Source organism: Clostridium sp. TJA085, from assembly GCF_058310235.1.
Window position 1 is genome coordinate 132,597 of sequence record NZ_JBZEEZ010000002.1, and the last position, 18,870, is coordinate 151,466.

16 protein-coding genes are annotated in these 18,870 nt (G+C 23.2%); 3 read left to right on the forward strand and 13 right to left on the reverse strand.

What is annotated here, in order from left to right; translation table 11 throughout:
• Positions 1–169: 169 nt before the first annotated feature.
• The 9 genes from AC4FQW_RS07920 to AC4FQW_RS07960 form a co-directional block, all read right to left on the reverse strand.
• A complete protein-coding gene (locus tag AC4FQW_RS07920) occupies positions 170–1,603 on the reverse strand; it encodes a HAMP domain-containing sensor histidine kinase (protein ID WP_491148348.1) in 1,434 nt (477 codons plus the stop codon).
• Positions 1,587–2,264: a response regulator transcription factor gene (locus AC4FQW_RS07925; protein ID WP_491148701.1), complete on the reverse strand. Its 678-nt coding sequence runs from the start codon at positions 2,262–2,264 to the stop codon at positions 1,587–1,589. The genes AC4FQW_RS07920 and AC4FQW_RS07925 overlap by 17 nt, the downstream gene beginning before the upstream one ends.
• 340 nt (positions 2,265–2,604) lie before the next feature.
• Positions 2,605–3,006, reverse strand: coding sequence for a DUF5684 domain-containing protein (locus AC4FQW_RS07930; protein ID WP_491148350.1), 402 nt, complete (start codon positions 3,004–3,006; stop codon positions 2,605–2,607).
• 217 nt (positions 3,007–3,223) lie between these two features.
• Positions 3,224–3,760, reverse strand: coding sequence for a tetratricopeptide repeat protein (locus AC4FQW_RS07935; RefSeq protein WP_303130139.1), 537 nt, complete (start codon positions 3,758–3,760; stop codon positions 3,224–3,226).
• 25 nt (positions 3,761–3,785) lie between these two features.
• Complete coding sequence (locus tag AC4FQW_RS07940; protein WP_491148352.1) at positions 3,786–4,304, reverse strand: hypothetical protein; 519 nt, start codon at positions 4,302–4,304, stop codon at positions 3,786–3,788.
• A gap of 258 nt (positions 4,305–4,562) precedes the next feature.
• Positions 4,563–6,407, reverse strand: coding sequence for a PRD domain-containing protein (locus AC4FQW_RS07945; RefSeq protein ID WP_491148353.1), 1,845 nt, complete (start codon positions 6,405–6,407; stop codon positions 4,563–4,565).
• A 391-nt stretch (positions 6,408–6,798) separates the two neighbouring features.
• Entirely contained in the window at positions 6,799–7,506 is a 708-nt protein-coding gene (locus AC4FQW_RS07950) for a M48 family metallopeptidase (RefSeq protein WP_491148354.1), read from the reverse strand.
• Positions 7,507–7,808: 302 nt separating this feature from the next.
• Complete coding sequence (fsa, locus tag AC4FQW_RS07955; RefSeq protein ID WP_303130144.1) at positions 7,809–8,453, reverse strand: fructose-6-phosphate aldolase; 645 nt, start codon at positions 8,451–8,453, stop codon at positions 7,809–7,811.
• A gap of 130 nt (positions 8,454–8,583) precedes the next feature.
• Positions 8,584–9,564 (reverse strand): hypothetical protein, encoded by a 981-nt coding sequence (locus AC4FQW_RS07960; RefSeq protein WP_491148356.1) that lies wholly within the window; start codon positions 9,562–9,564, stop codon positions 8,584–8,586.
• A 246-nt stretch (positions 9,565–9,810) separates the two neighbouring features.
• On the opposite strand from AC4FQW_RS07960, the gene AC4FQW_RS07965 reads away from it, so the two are divergent.
• Together AC4FQW_RS07965 and AC4FQW_RS07970 are read left to right on the forward strand one after the other, a co-directional pair.
• The gene (locus AC4FQW_RS07965; protein ID WP_491148358.1) at positions 9,811–10,827 is read left to right on the forward strand and encodes a hypothetical protein; all 1,017 of its coding nucleotides are present in this window, start codon (positions 9,811–9,813) and stop codon (positions 10,825–10,827) included.
• Between the two features lie 163 nt (positions 10,828–10,990).
• Positions 10,991–12,145, forward strand: coding sequence for a hypothetical protein (locus tag AC4FQW_RS07970; RefSeq protein WP_491148360.1), 1,155 nt, complete (start codon positions 10,991–10,993; stop codon positions 12,143–12,145).
• A gap of 72 nt (positions 12,146–12,217) precedes the next feature.
• Here AC4FQW_RS07970 and AC4FQW_RS07975 read toward each other — a convergent pair whose 3' ends face one another.
• The 3 genes from AC4FQW_RS07975 to AC4FQW_RS07985 are packed head-to-tail and all read right to left on the reverse strand — an operon-like array spanning position 12,218 to position 17,642.
• Entirely contained in the window at positions 12,218–15,499 is a 3,282-nt protein-coding gene (locus AC4FQW_RS07975; protein ID WP_491148362.1) for a hypothetical protein, read from the reverse strand.
• An 11-nt stretch (positions 15,500–15,510) separates the two neighbouring features.
• The gene (locus AC4FQW_RS07980; protein ID WP_491148364.1) at positions 15,511–16,209 is read right to left on the reverse strand and encodes an OmpA/MotB family protein; all 699 of its coding nucleotides are present in this window, start codon (positions 16,207–16,209) and stop codon (positions 15,511–15,513) included.
• A 14-nt stretch (positions 16,210–16,223) separates the two neighbouring features.
• The gene (locus tag AC4FQW_RS07985) at positions 16,224–17,642 is read right to left on the reverse strand and encodes a hypothetical protein (RefSeq protein WP_491148366.1); all 1,419 of its coding nucleotides are present in this window, start codon (positions 17,640–17,642) and stop codon (positions 16,224–16,226) included.
• A gap of 250 nt (positions 17,643–17,892) precedes the next feature.
• Between AC4FQW_RS07985 and AC4FQW_RS07990 the strand changes: the two genes are divergently transcribed.
• Positions 17,893–18,165: a hypothetical protein gene (locus tag AC4FQW_RS07990; RefSeq protein ID WP_491148367.1), complete on the forward strand. Its 273-nt coding sequence runs from the start codon at positions 17,893–17,895 to the stop codon at positions 18,163–18,165.
• A 52-nt stretch (positions 18,166–18,217) separates the two neighbouring features.
• On the opposite strand, the gene AC4FQW_RS07995 is transcribed toward AC4FQW_RS07990, so the two are convergent.
• Positions 18,218–18,715 (reverse strand): hypothetical protein, encoded by a 498-nt coding sequence (locus tag AC4FQW_RS07995; protein ID WP_303130151.1) that lies wholly within the window; start codon positions 18,713–18,715, stop codon positions 18,218–18,220.
• Positions 18,716–18,870: the final 155 nt, after the last annotated feature.

An 18,870-nucleotide genomic window follows, 5' to 3' on the forward strand; every position in this document is an offset into this window, starting at 1 on the left:
AGGTATCATATTAATTCTTTAAACTGTAATGAATATGAAAGAGACATGAAATTTAAGTGAAGTTAGTAATTAAGTGAAATTAATAGTATTATTTTTAAAGAAAAAAAGTAGAAATAACATTTTGTTACTTCTACTTTTCTTTTTCTTTAACTTATTTAATCTTTATAATTTATTTAATAGACTTAAATTTTAATGTAAATATAAACTTTCCATCTTTAGTATCAATTTTATAATCAATATCCTTATGAAGCTCTAAAAGGGTCTTAACTATATAAAGACCAAGTCCACTTCCTCCAGTTTCCTTATTTCTTGACTTTTCTCCTCTATAAAAAGCTGTAAATATAGCGTCCTTATCTATATTTTCTATTCCTTCTGCATAATTAATTATTTTTAAAGTTCCATCTGATTTTAAAATTATATTTACATCCTTATTGTTATCTGAATATTTTATACTATTATTTATTAAATTTGATATAACCTTTTTAATTATATTGCTGTCAGCAAAAATATTAATACTTCCTTCTTCTTTTATATTTATATCAATTCTTTTTTCATTTTTTAAATAATTATATCCATAAACAATCTCATAAACCAAATCATTTAAATTAATATTTTCATAATTTAAAGCTATACTTTCCTCATATCTAGCAAGATTTATTATTTCTTGAACTAAAGCTTTAAGATCATTTACACTATCTAAACTTTCTTTTAAATATTTATCCCTATCTTTATAAGGACCTATATTATAAATCATTCCTTCTATTTGCCCATTTATAACAGTAATAGGTGTTTTAAGTTCATGAGATATAGCTTTTATAAAATCTCGTCTTCTTCTGTCTTGAAGTTTTTCTCTTTCAATATCACTTAAAAGCTTTTTATTTGCTTCTTTTAAATCATTTATAGTTTCTTCTAAGTTTTCACTTATTGAATTTATACTTTCAGATAACTCTGCAATTTCATCATTACCTTTATAATTTAATTTTTCATCAAAATCCATTTTTGAAATTTTTCTTGATACATCATTTATTTTTAGAAGTGGCTTGCTTATTACTACTGAATAAACATATTGAGATAATACTCCAATTATTATTGTTATAAAAAATATTATAGGTAATATTGTAAGCATTGCCCCTTGTATTTCTCCACCTAATTTATTTGGTGATAATATTTCTAAAATACATTCTTCGTTTAAAGCTTTTAATTTTACTCTTTTAATTATTTTTATTTCTTCTTTTTTGTTTATATTATTTATTGTTGAACCTAAATACTTTTCTCTTGAAAATGGAGGCTTATTAATTAAAAAATCATTTGATGCATATAATACTTTCCCATCTAAAGTTTTAAGTAATACAAACCCTTTATTTTCATAAGAAAATTTATCAAGTTCTTTAATATAATTTTCTTCATTATCATTTTCTATAAGCTTAATTAAGTTTTCTGTTGAATTTTTTATAGACTTTTCTCTAGAATTTGAATATATTGTTGGTGCTACAAAAAACAAAATTGTATAAGTTATTATTGATGTAATAAGTATAACAGTTGTTGATATTATAAATAATTTATTCTTTATTCCAAGGTTATTCCATTTATTCTTTAAGTACATATCCAACTCCCTTAACAGTTCCTATGTAATCATAAACTATTTTCTTTCGTATATTTTTTATATGAGCATCAATTACCCTCATATCACCGTAGTAATCATATCCCCAAACTTTATCCATAATAAATTCCCTTGAAGCTACATTTGGATAATATTCCATTAAAAGCTTTAATATATTAAATTCCTTTAATGTAAACTCTACATCTTCTCCATTTACATAAACTTTATAAGTATTTGGATTTATAGTTATTTCATTAAACTTTAATTTTTCTTTAGAATTATCATTATCTTTTTTATTTATTTTAGTTCTCCTTAAAATAGCCTCAACTCTTTTTATAAGTATATTAAAAGAAAAAGGTTTTGTTATATAATCATCTGCCATTATATCAAAAGCTTTAATCTCATCTCCTGTTTCACTAAGTGCTGTTAAAAATATTATTGGAACATTGCTTATTTCTCTTATTAATTTACATAATTCATATCCATCAAGCTTTGGCATCATTACATCTAAAATAACTAAGTCAAATTCATTCTCTTTAAATTTACTAAAACCATCAATTCCATCATAACTTCCTATAACCTTATAGCCTTCACTTTTTAAAAATTCTACAATAAGCTCATTTATTTTTTTATCATCTTCAACTACTAATATTTTTTCCATAATGAAATTAAGTTACCTCCTAATAGATATTTTTATTTAACTCTTATTCATTTCAAGCTAAAATAATTTACAGTTTAAAATTAGATTATTATTTACTAAATAAGTTTTTAACTAAATAGATTTTTATTAATTTTCATTTTAACACTTTATAGACTTTTATTTTCTAATTTCACGTAGATTTCACATTAGAATTTTAGTATTAGTTTTAATGTTTTATAATTTAATAATTTTAAAATTAACTACTTGTTTTAAATAAATTCCTCGTTTAGTTTTTTATATTTTAAAATATAAAGAAAGAGCCATCTTTAAATAGATGACTCATACTAACATTATTTAAATTATTTTAAATATATTCTCTAAATCTATCTGGTATTTCACCAACGAATCTCTTGTTACTTAATGCAAGATACCAGAAGCCTATAAAGGAGAATACAACTCCAAGTATACTTCCAAGAACTCCAACATCAAAGTTCCTAAAGACTCTGTATAAAACTATTATAGGTACAATCCATCCTATAAATGGTATAAATGATAACAATACATACCAGTAAGAAAGTCCTGCTAAATGATATAGCTTAAACATATTAAATACTGGAATAAACATAAGCCATGGATTGCTAAGATTGGCCTTCTTAGCCATTACATAAAGGGGATATATTTCAATTAAATATACCACAGCATATAAAATAATACCAAAAGTAGTTGATCCTGTTTCATAAAGCATGTTATAAACATTTGTATACATAATATGAATCCACTCCTTTCATTATACTATTATTTTTCTTTAAATCATTCTATTTTATACAAGTAAATTCTTCTAGCTCTCTTTAAATTCTTCTAATTTCCTTTAATATTTTAAGTATAAAACTTCTTAATTTAAAATTTAATATTATATAGTTTAAATCTTTTACTTACTTTACTAATTTGTTTATTTAAGTTTTATTTTTAAAATCTTACTTAAATTAATCATCATGTTTACTTATTTCTGTCATAAGATTATTGATTTCATCTCTTTGAGCTTTATTTGGTGAATTTACATCTATCATTTCAATAACTTCTTCTGCTTCATCATATTTATTTTTTGCAATTAAATCCTTTGCCTTTTTTATATATCCATTTACATCTTTAGTTTTATCAATTTGAAAAGCTAATTCATGTTTTAAATTATCTATATCATCTTTAATTTTATAATCTTTATATTCTACTGGAATCTCATTTAATTCTTTTACAGCATCTTTATATTCACCAGCATTATAATGAGCTAATGCACCTTCATAATTACTTACTATATCCATTAATTGTTTTGCTTCTCTATTTGAGCTATCTTGGTCAATTACATTTTCAAGTGCACTTTCTGCCTTGTTATATTCTTTATTATTTATAAAGTCCTTTGCTGCATCAATGTTTTTTGATATAGAATTATTGTTACACCCTACAAGAGAAATCGCTAATGTACAAATAAAAGCTGAACCTAATAATAGTCTTATTATATTTTTCATTTTTATCACTCCTTTAGTTTTATAATTAACTAAATAATTCACGATTAAATTCTCTTATCATCTCTTTATTTCCATAATTGATTTTTATTTTATCTATACTTATTTCATCATTTCCTATGTTATAACCATCATCTTCTAAAGGCTTAGAAGCTAAAACATATCCATCAATAATATCGTTTACCGCTGATACATCTGCAATTGTATCTCTCTCATAAAATCCACCAGTTATTTCATCAATATTAATTGTAAGCATTGAATCTAAAGCTTCATTTAAGCTTTCTATATCCATAATTTTATAACATTTAATTATTAAATATAATGCAGTGTTTAACCTCTTACAATCTACATAAGGAAGTGATTCTATCTGTTCTTCACTTAAAATAACACCATAATTTAATATTCCTTCTATTATTTTAACTCCTTGAAGACTTGTAACTTCTTTATATTTTATTTGTTTTATTAATTTTTCCTTATCATCTGGATTAATGTTTCTATTTATAATAATTATTTGTTTTAATAAATCATTTATTTGAAATTTTTTCATTCTTTTTCCCCATTTCTAATATTTTTATTTTATAAAAAAATTTTATCAATAATTTGTATCATAATAATTAATCAGTAATTATTTTTCTGTGAACCAAATAAAACCTATTGTTAAATAATATTTTGTTAATTTGTAAAAATATTAAATATTACTACAAATTCTTCTCTTTTCTTTAAAATAATACCTATTAATTTATAAACAAAAAAACATGCATATCTAACCTAAATGGAGGATATACATGTCTTTTTTTAAATTAATTTATAATTTCCCTATACGTCCCTCAATTATTTCTTGTATAATTTGAACTTCTTTTGTTGTTATGACCAAATTATATTCTTTTCCTATTTCATAGAAGCTATCTTCTATAATTTTTATTATTCTTTTGTTATTTTTAATATAATCCTTTAATTCATCTTCCTTGCAATCTATTCCCTTATTAATCATAAGTCTTTCAATCATTATACTCATATGAATATAAAGAAGCATTCTAAGTTCTGGAGTAAAGTTTTTCTTTAACTTCTTTTCCATAGATGTAACAATAGTTTCAACTTCATTTATTGTTTTTTGTGGATTTAAAATAGTTAATTTACTTATTATATTTTCAAATGAAAAATGTTTTGCTAAATCTTTTCTTATTATTTGAACTTTATCTTTATCTATATTTTCAATAAGAGCCTTATTTATCTTTTCATAACTTTTAATTTTCATTAAATCATTTAATAAAATACATTCAATTCCTTCAATTTTCAAATCTGTTGTACTTATTATAAGCTTAACATCATAATCATTAAAAATTTCATCATCTAAGCCTTTATTAGCAAGTCTTCCATACTCATAAGGTATTATATTTATTTCTTTATCATCAATACATCTTGATAAAAGTTCTTTTATTTTTACAGAAGTTCCAATACCAGATACACAAGTTGTAAGAATTGCTCTTTCTTTCTTTTTACCCTTAACAAGCTTATATTTAAAATTATTTTCTTCTTCAAGTATTTGAATAATAGAATTTAAATCAGAACCTTCATTAACTTTCTTAGATATATTTATAATAAAATCAGTAGTTATATTTTTTATAATTAATGTATGTCCCTTTACTATGCTTTCAATTTCATCACTAATTTCAAGCAATTCTTCCATATCAACTAATATAATATTATCTCCAAAAGTACAAACTGAATTTAAATATCCTTTTATAGTCTTAATTTTATCTTCTCTTTTAGTATCTAATGAAAAATCAAAAGGAGTTATTAAAAATTCTCCAAAATATTTATTTACAACACTTGATAGACTTCTAGCAGTAGACTCCCCATGTGCCATAAGTATAATATTTGTTTTTAAATCTTTATTATCTGTTATTGTAAATATGTAAATTGTAAAAAAGAAATCTATAATAAAACTATTTTTATAATTTATTAAACTTGATAATTCTTTTATTATGTAATCTGAAATTATATTTTCTTTCCAGAAAATTTTATTTTTTATTTCTCTTATTCTTGTTTTATTATAGTCATCAAAAAATTCATCAATTTCAGTGTACTTATTAAAAAATAATAATATTTTACTTACTGCATTAACTGCATTTTTATAATACTTAAATCCATATAACTTACTACTTTTATCAAGAGCAACTTTTACACTTTCATTATAATTATTTTTCAAAATTTCATCATTAAAATCAAAATCCTTGTAAACTATAATGCTAAGTATTTTATTTACACATAATCTTACTTCTTTTTTTAAATAATCTATAGTTATATTTCTTTTGTCATATTCAATTAAAAAACTTTTTAATTTTAAAATTTCTTCTTCTATAACATCTTTATAAGTATAATAAGATTTTTCCTTTTTGCCTTCGATTATATCCTTTTCCTCTTTATACTTATCCATAACACCTTTATGAATAAAATAAACAGGTCTACTTTTTCTTTTTATAACTTTCCCTTCATCTACTAAAACGTTTAAATAGTGACTAACAGAATTTCTTTTTAAATTTAGCTTCTCTGCAATTTCTGTTGTTTCTATGCCCAAAAAATCTTCTCTATCTATTAATCTTGAAGTTAAATCTTCCAAACACCTTTCGACTCTGTCCTTATTTTTCAAAATATTCTCTCCCCTAGTTAATTTAATCCTTTTCATTAGGATTATATCACCAATTTTAGTTGTTTTTCAAATTATTAACTAAATATATTGTAAAATATAAAAATAAACTAATATAAAAGCTCTATAATAAAATAAATACTTTAAATAAACTCTTTTAGTTTACCTTAAAAATTTTTACAAATATATTTTTATTTAAGTATATTTTTCTTATCTTATACAAACTTTCATAATAAATAAGTTCATTAAATAATAAAACCAGCAGAAATTTAAATTCTACTGGTTAGTTTTCTTAATAAATATATTTAATTAAACTACATATTAAATTTAAGTTTCACTTATTTATATTATTTTAAAATAATACCTTATATGTTTCCTAAAGCTTTTTTATACTTTATATACTTCCTAAAGCTTCTTTTCTATTTTTCCAATCTGGCATAACATCTTCTAAAACTTCATAAAAATCTTTACTATGGTTTGCATGAACTAAATGTGCAAGCTCATGTGCCATAACAAACTCAATACATTCAATATTTCTTGTAATAAGTTCACTATTTAAAGTAATTATTCTATCATTTGGATTACAAGAACCCCATCTTCTTTTCATTTTTCTTGATTTTATTTCAACATGCTTTATATTATATCTCTTAAATTTTTTAAACGTTTCCCTATAAACTTTTAAAAATATCTCATTAATTTTATCCTTATACCATCTATTTAATGCTAAATTTATTTTATGTAAATTATCCTTATCTTTTAAGAATACATAAATTTCATCTTTCCCTAACTTTACATATTCCTTATTACTTTTAACACCCTTAATTTTATATATGTTTCCTAAATATATTATATTATTATCTTTAAGTAACTTTTCTTTTTTTACTTTAAGTTTTTTTCTTTCCTCAAACTCATCTATATGTTTTAAAATCCAATCCATCTTCCTTTTAAGAAAATCTATAATATATTCTTCATCAACTTTATTATTGGCTGTTACAGTTATCTCTCCTGAATCTTTAACTCTTAAATTTATATTTTTAACATTTTTTCTTATAAGAGTTACTTCTATCTCCTTCTCATTTTTATTTATTTTTAATTTTTTCATAGCTTTCGCTCCCAATTTTTATACTATATATTTAAATAATTTTAAAACCATAATTAATGCTACTTTAAAAATTGATTTAAAATAAAACCTTACACTTTCTATTTTATAATATAATTTTTAATAATAATTATCAAACGAAAATAAATATTAAAAAAGAGGTTAGCTTTAAATTTCTCTAAAAGCTCCCCTCTTTCTTCTTTTTCCTTTATAATCCTATAATTGTTTATAAATTACTTTAATTATACATAATTACTAATTGATTTTTCATATAAAAATAAAGTTATAATTTTATTTTTTTAGCCTTATTTATTAGCTTTTTCATAATCTTTTATAAATTTTTCAATTCCAGCATCAGTTAAAGGATGCTTTGTCATACTTACTATAATCTTATAAGGTATTGTTGCTATATCTGCACCTGCCATAGCTGAATCCAAAACATGCATTGGATTTCTTATACTAGCTGCTATAATTTCTGTTTCTATTCCATGAAGTGCAAACATTTCTGATATTTGCCTTACAATTTCAATTCCTGGATTTCCTATATCATCAAGCCTTCCAATGAATGGACTTACAAAACTAGCTCCAGCTCTTGCTGCAAGTAATGCTTGAAGTGGTGAAAATATTAAAGTTACATTTGTTTTAATTCCTTCTTTTGAAAGAATTGAAACAGCTTTAAGACCTTCTTCACACATAGGAATTTTAATTACTATGTTTTTGTGAATTTTTGAAAGTTCTCTAGCTTCTTTTACCATTTCATCACCATTAAGGCTCATAACTTCAGCACTTATAGGACCATCTACAATGCTACAAATTTCTTCTACAACATCTTTAATATCTCTTCCTTCTTTTGCTATTAAAGATGGATTTGTAGTTACTCCAGATAAAATTCCAAGCTTACTAGCTTCTCTTATTTCCTCTACATTTGCAGTATCTATAAATATCTTCAAAAAACTCACTCCCCTTTATATACTTATACTTCTATTTTAAGTTATTACAGTTTTATTATAAGTATTAATTATAAAAATTAACAAAAATTTACTATACTTTATTTTATATTTATAATTAAACCTTCATTTATCAGTACTCTAAAAATACAGTTGTTAAGCTTAAATCTTTATCTTCCAAATTATTTGATCCATAGTTACATCTAATAAAATCACTATCAATTGATTTACTATAAATAATTCCTTTACTAAAGCTTTCTCCAGAATCCTTTGAAAAACATTCAATTAACTTTCCATATTCAACCCATTGAATATATAAGCTATCCCCTTCCCTAATTACTTGAGGAAAAGTACACTCAACACACTCATTAACAACCTTAATATTTTTATTAACTATTTTTCCTTCAAAAATATTAACCTTTAAGCACATACAATAATATTTGCTATCATTATTTTCAGAATATGTTACAAAAAAATTATTCTCATTATCTTTTGCTAAAGATAAATACACCTTTTGTTTATTTGTACTTGTAAGTTGAATTGGATTTCCCCACACTTTACTTTTTAAATCATAACAAGACACAAAAATTTCTTCTAATTGGTCTACAATTTTAAAATAAAATACATACATCATATCCTTAGTAAAATCAACACAAAAATTACTTAAAATAATACATTCAACTTTATCTATTTCTTGTTTTACTATTTTATCTCCAACCTTGTTATAATGTATCAATCTAAAAAAATTCCCATCATAAGCATCCATTGAATAATAAATAATATGACTTTCATCATTTATATTTTTTATATAAGGAAATTTTATTAAAGTTTTATATTTATCATAATTATAAAAAGATACTTTTGATTTAATATTGTTAAGTTCATTAAAATATAAAATTTTACCTTCTTTATTATTTATAATTCCATAAATATTATCTTTATTATCTATATCAAACCATACATCAACAAAGCTTAAATCTTCATTTGTAATTTTCTCATTACAAATATTTTTTTCATCATCATAAACACTAAAACTTCCATTACTATAATTTATTGAATATATACTTCCATCTGACTTTTTTAAAATTGTTCCATATTCCCTTACAAAAGACATATGCTCACTCCTAAAAGTTATTTTTATGAAATATATATTCTATTTTGGTTATTCTTATGAATTACAACTAATTTTAATCTCCTTTAAATAATTTAATATACTTTATAAAAATTTCTGTAAACATATAAGACAATTTTCATAGTATATAAGTAGGTAAATCAAATTTACAAAAAATAGTTTTAACACTTCAATAAAATATAAAAAATTGATAGACAACTGATAAAATTTTAAGGAGGATTTCAAATTATGTCCGATTATAGATATTGTAAAGATAAAGATTCTTATTTTGAAGATAGATTAAACCATAATGATAGATTAAACTGTAATGATAGATTAAATCATGAGGAAAAAGAAAATTGTTTTGATAGACCTGAAAGATGTTGCCAAGCTACAACTTGCAACCCATTTAAACCAAATTGCAAATCAAATTGTTGTTCTGGATTACCAAAGGTTACACCAGATTTAAGTTCAGTTTTTAGTGTACCAATATTAGCTGATAAAATATTTGATTGTATGAAATTAGAAATTCCTTTCCCTGGACTTCTTGAAAATTTAGAATTTACTATAAATTCTCAACCACCACAAAATGGCGCATATGCAGCTGGTACTGATGTATGTGTTGATAGAGTATCATTTAGTTATGATGCAATAGGGGCTATAGTTACTGGTGATAATACCTTAGACGGTGACATTACAATATGCTCAGAAACAGCTATAGCAACAGCTATTAATCCAACAACAATAAATGGTACAACTATAGCAAATGATTTTTCTATTACAACTGGAAATATTCCTTGTTGTCATAGCTGTCATAATCATCATAATAATAAAAACGGAACTAATTGTAGAGTATTAGAAAGAGGACTTAATTTCTATATTAGTGATTTAGTTATAACTGTAACTGGTAGAGCTGGTTGCATACCATTTACTGCTGAATCTGCTCCTCAAAGCGGACTATTAACTACAGTTTTAGGATTACCTTCTGAATTTAATTTCTTTGGTAGAATATGCTTACCTCATTTAAATTCTGGAATACCTTTAAGAGAAAACTTTAAAGAATGTTTATCTATAGAATGTATAGAACCAACAAATCAATTACAAGAAACACAAGGCGACTTTACTTTTAATGCAACTGTAGAATCATCAATTTTAATAATAAAATCTTTATATGCTTTAATTCAAGAAAATTTATCAGTATTAGCTATTGATACTCCTAGAGAGCATTGCTGTAATAATTCTGGATTAATGAAACCTCATAAATAAACAATTATAATATGCGTAGGCTTTATGCCTACGTTTATTTTTACTTATTCGTCAATATTTTTCTTTAAAATTAAATTTATTCGTAAACAATTTAAGCTATCTCCATAATATAAAAGTAAGGAATTTAATTTATAAAATTATTTTATTTAAGGAGGAACTTTTTATGTCCGATTGTAAATATCCTGAAGATAATATGTCATACTTCGAAAATGACTTAAATTGCTATGAAGAAAAACCTCATACTGATGATAATTGTAATCATGAAGATAATTGCCACCATGAAGATCATTGTCATCATCATGAAGACCATCATCATTGTGATGAAATAAAATGCTGTACTGACTGTGCTCCATTTAAACCAAATTGTAAACCTGAATGTTGTTCTGGATTACCTAAAGTAGTGCCAGATTTAAATAATGTTAAGGCAGTGCCAGTTCTTACAAACAGAATATTTGATTGCATAAAATTAGAAAACCCTAATTTTGCAATATCAGAACAAACATTTAAAATTATAAGCACACCACCTCCAAATACAAATTATAATGAAGGAGATAAAGTTTGTATTGATAAAATTTGTGTTAAATATGATCATATAGGAGCATTAATAACTAATACTGGTTCTCTTAATCCAGAGGGCAAAGTTTCTATATGTTCTAAAACAGTAACACCCCAAGCTGTTCCTGGATCAAGTATTCCATCAACTTTTCCTGGTCAATTTATTTCAAATAATTTTGTATTTAACACTACTAATACTTCTTGTTGTTATGAAAATAATCGTATAAAAGAAGGAAAACAATGTAAAGTTATAGAGCAAAACATCCCATTTAGAATTTTAGGATTAAAAATTATTGTAACTGGTAGAGTTGGTTGCCTACCATTTACTGCTGAATATGTTCCTACTTCTACTGTTACTGGATTACATCAAACATTAGGATTACCAAACAATTATAACTTCTTCGGTAAATTATGTATTCCTAAATCAAATTCTGGTGTAATAATTAGGGAAATTTTTGAATCTTGTCTTTCTATAGACTGCATAGAGCCTACAACTGATTTATTTAATAGAGCTCCTAGTCTTGAAGATAATACTGATCAAGAAATTGCTGCTGAAGACGTTGATACTAATAAACCTGGAAAACCTGATAATCAATTGAAATTCAAAGCTAATATAGAATCTTCATTATTAATAAAGAAAACTATATATGCTTTAGCTGAAGAAAAGCTATCAGTTTTAACTATTCCAACTCCAAGAAACCAACAATGTCATAAACAAGATCATGACAACCCATGCAATCCTTGCTCATATGATAGAGACTAAGTTTGTTAAACAAATTTAATATTGTTTGCAAAATAAACGTAGGTATATATTATACCTACGTTTATTTTATATTTAACTTATAATTTTATCTCTAATATAATCTACATCAAACATATCTGGAAATTTTTTCACTTCAAAAAGCACATCATATCCACTATAATTACATCTCTTTGGTGCATTTAAAAATACTTCAGTAATTTCATTTTGGTACTCATAGGCTATATTTTTATCTTCTTTTATTATACTTATTATTTTATTGTATATTTCTTTAAAATCATTATCCTCTAAATCAAAAAAGTGATTATTGAAGCAATTAAGTAAATACTTAAAATGTGCTTCACGAGCCTTCTCATAAACAGAAGAATATATAGCTATACTCTTAGCTTTTTTTCTTATATCACATCTCTTTAATATAAGTTCTAATACCTTTTCTTTAAAACTATCTTGAAGTATTTGAAAATCATCTAAATACTTATTGTATTTATATTCTTTAAAGCCTTCATCTTCTCCCTTTAATATTTCATTAATGGAATTTTTAAGGTCTATATAAGTTTTAATTTTATCATTATAAATTATATTTTTTATAATATTATTTTTAATTAGTTGTTCTTTATTTTTATCATCTAAACTTAAAGCTTTAATACTTTTATTTATAAAATATTTTAAACTATTAACTGAGCTTTTTTCTATATTATTGAAGGTTATATTATTTTTTATATTGAATTCTTTATCATTAAATTTTATATTAACTACTTCATTATTTTGTGTACCAAATGTTCTACTATCTTTACTTTCTATTCTAAGCTCTTTATTGTTTTTATTTTCTATATTGTATTTAAATATTGATATATTTTGAAGGTTATCTAAAAATATATCTTCTTTAAAATAAATAAAGCTGTCACTTCCAAAGTCTAAAATAATACATCCATTATTCATAAGTCCTTGTTGCAGTGATATAACTTTTATCATATTTTTCAAAAATAAATTTATATTATTATCATTAATAGCTTTACTAGGCTTTTCATCAATTACTATAACTTCACCTTCAATTTCCTTAAAGGATATATAGTTTCTTTTTAAATATTTCTTTATTAAATTTTTTATACTTTCCTCTTTAAATATATATCCACTTTCTGTTTTTAAAGTAAATATATTAGTAAGTTCTACTTTATTACAAACTTCTCCTGAAATTTTATTTGTTACTTTAAATTCCTCAAATATATATTTATTAAATTTATCGTTTTTAAATTTCAAATAATCCTTTGCAAAAATTTCTATATCTTTAATTTTTGTATTTTTATTTTTTATATTAGAACATAAACTTACTACATACGTCTTATCTTCTTTAAACTTACTACATATTTTTTCTAAAACAATTTTTATTGTAATGTCATCTTCATTACCCTTTTTTAATGCTTTTAAAAAAATATCATCTTCATTAAAATACTCTTTAAGAGTTAAATTTTTAGAAAATACACTTTCATTATTTCCTTTTAAGAAACTATCAATTATAAATTTTTTATCTTTACTTATTTTAAATATTTTATAATTTTCTTCCCTAAAATAATAAGGTAAATCCTCTCTATTTAATAAAAGTTTATAAAACTTCTCCTTTTCTTCAAGAGATAACTTATAGTATATTGGGAATATTGTTTTTTCGTATACTGCTTCATTTATTCCATTAAAATTAAATATAAAGCTTTTAAATATTTTAAATAAGTTTTCATCATAATTTTCTATATTTTTATATTCTTCTAAAATATAAAATAACAATTCAAACCTTTTGTTTTTTATAATACATGTTGAAAAATCTTTTAATAATTCATTTGTAAACAGTATTTCTTTAGTTAAATCACTAAATAAAATTTCTTCTATAAAATTAATATTTTTTATATTTCTATATATTATAGAATTTAAAATTTCCTTATTTTCTTTTATAACCTTTATATATTTTTCTCTATTGCCTTCTTCTATATAAAAAGTTATTATTTTTTCTACTATATTATTTTTTTCTTCTCTAGATAACGAATCTCTAAAGTTATTTAAATAATTTTCAAGAGTTAAAGTTTTAAATGTATCAGTTCTATTTTGAAGACTTAAAATAAAATCAATATAATCTTTGTATATAACTTTACTATATTTACTTAAATCTTTTACTACGTGATTATACTTTGAATATATAAATCTTTTATCTTTTTCTTTACCTCTTAAAATCTTCTCTTCAAAAAGCTTAGTTAAAGCATCTCTTATATAAATGCTCTTATTGTAATATCCATCACAATATAATAAAAGCTCTTTCCAATCTATAATATCTTTCCTATAAGCTTTAACTAAAAGATTTCTATCTTTAAGACTTATTCCATAAAGCTCTAACGAAACTTTATTTTTAGTAAGCCATCTACATACAGTTAATAGTGATTTTACATCATTATTTCTTTTATGAAATCCAAATATTATTTTTATAAGCTCTTTATTGTATTTAACTCTTTCTGAATATAATATTAAATTTAATATTTTATCTAAAGCTTTGACATTTGGTGCCTCTTTATATAATTTTACAAACTCTTTTGCAAAATCATCATCAATAAAATTAAGTTTTGCTTTTATTCCAAGTAATATAAAGCTTAATTCTCTATCATTTGAGCAAGTAATACTTAAATATTTTATAGCTCCTAAAGTGTTTTTAGTAACTAAACCTTTTGTATACATGTTTTTTACACACTCAACAATATCATTAGTTACAATTGCTTTATTTTTTATAAGTTCTTCACAAAATAAAGAAAGCTTTATATCATTTTTTGAAATTTCCTTACAGTTTTTTACAATCTTTAAATAAGTATCTATTGAGATATCCATATCTATAATATAAGGAGCTTTTCTTGTAATATCTAATATATCATCAATGTCATTCATGTTATTTACTATGCTTAAAAGTGTACTTTCACTTTTTCTATACTTTAATACATCAGTAAGCTTTATAATATTTTTTTCTATTCTTGCCCCTTCGCATTGAACGTAAAAGGAAAATTCTCTAACATCATAACCTGTGTATATAATTAATGTTTCCTTAAAATTATATTGACGCCTTAACTGCCTTGGAATATTTATAGATACTTTTATTCTTTTTTCATAAAGAGAATTTTCAATTATAACATCTATGATTTCATTATGCTTTACAGAAACTTTATTTATATTATAAAGTAAACCATCACTTTCATATTTAATCCAAAATTCCTTATGAAGTCCATTTTCTCTTTTATAAGTTAATACTCTATCAGTAAGTGATGTTCTTTCTCTATATCTTAATGCATCTTCTACACTAAAGCCATAAACCTTATTATCTAAGCTTTCCATATAAAGTCCTCCTAGTTACTTACTCTAGACTTTATAGCCTCTTCTAAATCTTTATTAGAAAATACCATATTAATTTCAATTTTTCTTTGATCTTTAGTATTTTCTATATCTTCTTTAGTGTAAGTTTTTTTATCTCTATCTTCTTTATTTGGATTAGTTTCAAACTCTGACATTCCAGAAGCTTTAAATTTCCCTCCAAACTCGTTTTCAAGCTGACTATCCATTGGAACCATAGCATTTAAAAAGCTCATTGCACGTTCTGTTGAAAGTTTTCTGTTTTCTATTGTACTTCCTGCATAATCTGTATGACCAACAACTTCAATATATTCAATTTCATCTTTTATATTTTCAGAAGATAAAATATTATAAAAAATATTATTAAGCTGTTTTGCTAAATTTTGTCCGTCCTTTTTTAATACCCATTTATCTGTATCAAAAAATGTTTCTGTATTTAAAACCATCTTGCCTTCATTTCTATCAAAATACATAATATTTTCATCTACATTATTTTTATCTAAATTATCTTGTATAGAATTATATATTTCTTCTCTCTTTTTTGATATATTGTCAACAAATAATGATGATATAGCCATTGAAATCATCATAAGAAAGAAAAATACAAGAGCAAAAACACTCATAATATCAACAAAAGATGGCCAGTAGGACTGTCCTTCTTCTCTGCTTCTATATTTTCTAGTTCTTATTTTCATAAAGAGGACCTCCTTTAATCATCATTTGCCACAGCAACCCACTCATTAGTTGCACGTACAAGCTCTCCAATAGTTTTTGTATTATAACTTAAACTATCTGTTGCTTCTTCTATACCTTTAATTGAAACTTGTAGCCTTTCTGCAATTTCATCTGATATATTTAAAAGCTCCTCTTTTATTATTCTTGAAACAACTTCTCCAATACCTTCTTTCAATGAATCTACATTATTTGCAAAATCTCCTATTGTTTCATTAACCCCTTCAAAAACATCTTTTAATTCATCAATATGCTCTTTTGAAATTTCATTATTTTGATCAATAGATTTAGAAATATTATAAATTCCTTCTGAAAGTTCTCTATAACTTCTACTTACTATTTCCTTATATGACCTTATTTCATCATTAACAACTTCAATAACTTCTTTTTGTCCATCCATTGATATATCTAATTTATTAAGAATCTCAGCTAAAACATCCATTTTATCTGAAAGCTTATTTATTGAAGTATTCATTATAAATTCTAGCTTTTCAGTTGTTATATTAAAATCATCAATTGAACCTTTAAATTTATCAATAGGTGCTTTAAAATTATCCACAGAATTATTAAGAGAACTTATTACAAGTTCTAAATCTTTAGTGTATATTGCTAGAACCTTTGCAGATTCAGTCATATCAACTGTATTTTTATTAATATTTTTAACAAGCTCATCAATACCTTCTTTAAATAAAACTCTAATTTCTTTAGTTAAATCAATCATTGAGCCTTTAATAACATCATTAAATCTTTCAAATTGAGTAACAAAACTAAAAGCATGCTCACTATATAAAATATTATCTAAGTAGTCTTCAAATTGGTCATAAAAACTTTCTTTTTCCTTTTTAGAAAGCTGAATTACGTAATTTAAAATCAAAGACATAATAACACCAAAAATACTTGTCCAGAATGCACTTGACATTCCTTGAAGAGGTATTTCCATACGGCTTAAAAAAGCTTCCATTGAATTAACACCTGATTCCAAAACAGTATTTGTTGAGTTAATTGAAACTGTAAGTCCTAAAAAAGTTCCAAGAAGACCTAAGGCTATTGATGAAGCTGGAAATAAATGAAGTGCTTTTTCGTTTACCCCTAATCTATTACTTAAATGTTTTGCCATAAGTACTTCTGTATTTATGTTCTCAGTTCCCTTAGATGCACTTCTTTTAAACTCTTCTGAAATATTATAAAGAGTTTTATCTTCAAGATTTCTTTCACCTGTTTCATCATTAATTATTGGTGAAGATTCAAAGTTACTTTTCAACTCACTATAATTTTTTTTAAGTTTCAAGCTTAAAATTATCCCAGTTACCCCTAATGCTAAAATAATAAAAACAAATAAAAATCCTACGATTCCTTGACCAGTAAAAGAATTTATTAATTCTCCTAAAACTCCCAAGTTAAACCCTCCACAAAACTTAATATTACTGTATTTTTATTATTTCTTAAGTTAAAATATGCTACTTTAAAATATTAAAATTATATGTATAACTGTAAGCCTTTAACTAATTATAAGAAAATAATAGTATATACTGATATTATTATAATTCCGCCATTATTATACAATTTATTCTACAATTATTAATTTATTACTATTATAAATAATATTGTATAATACTGTTATTACAAATGATAAGGAGGGTTTTTATTTGAATTATTCAAGTATTTTATTTTATTCAGTATTATTGTTAATATTTTTATGCTACACTACTAATACATTTATAAAAAATAGACCTTTATACTTAAAATTAATAGGTATATTATTTGTCTTTAGTAATTTAGATAGATTATTAGAAATTATATTATCACCTTTTATTTATACTTACACTGCATTAATTACTTATATTGGACAAGTAGTACCTTTAGTTTGGTTATTATATTTATTTATAATTAAAATATATAAAAAGCTTAAACGAATTTAATTTAAATAACAAAAGGCTAGTAGTTTAAATAACTACTAGCCTTTTTCATTAATTATTTTGACTTCTCATAAACTTCATATCCACAATCTTTTAATGCATCTTCTATTCCTTCTACATTTTTGTTTTGTGTTCTAATTTTCTTGATACTGTTATCATTATAAACTAATGTAAACTCTGCATAGTCAATAGTACGAGCTATTGTTATATACTCTACACCTTCTGTATCTTGAAGCTTAAGCATCTTACCAATTTTTTTATCACTTACATAAAATCCTCTGTCATTAATAATCATAAGTGATATGTATATTATAAGTACGAAGTATAAATTTTCTTCTTTTAAATATGCTATAAGAAATAACCCAACTTGTATAGCTAAAAGTAAAACTATAAAGTTAAAATTAATTCTTCTAATTTTTAATCCTTTTTTTAAAAGGTCAACAAATTCCGCACTATTTTTCTTTAAGTATATTCCATTTTTCATAAAAGCGATAAAAAGAAAACAATTAAATATTGTAAGCACTGTAATTAAGCATATATTAAAGATTTCCAAATAAACTTCCTCCTTTGTTAATTTATTTTATAACTTTATAATGTCCTAAATTTTATATTATAATCTTACATTATTTTATTATTAATTTACTTGTAAACAATTATATCAACTATTTCTAAAGATATTCTTAAATTTAACTATATAAAAACTTATTT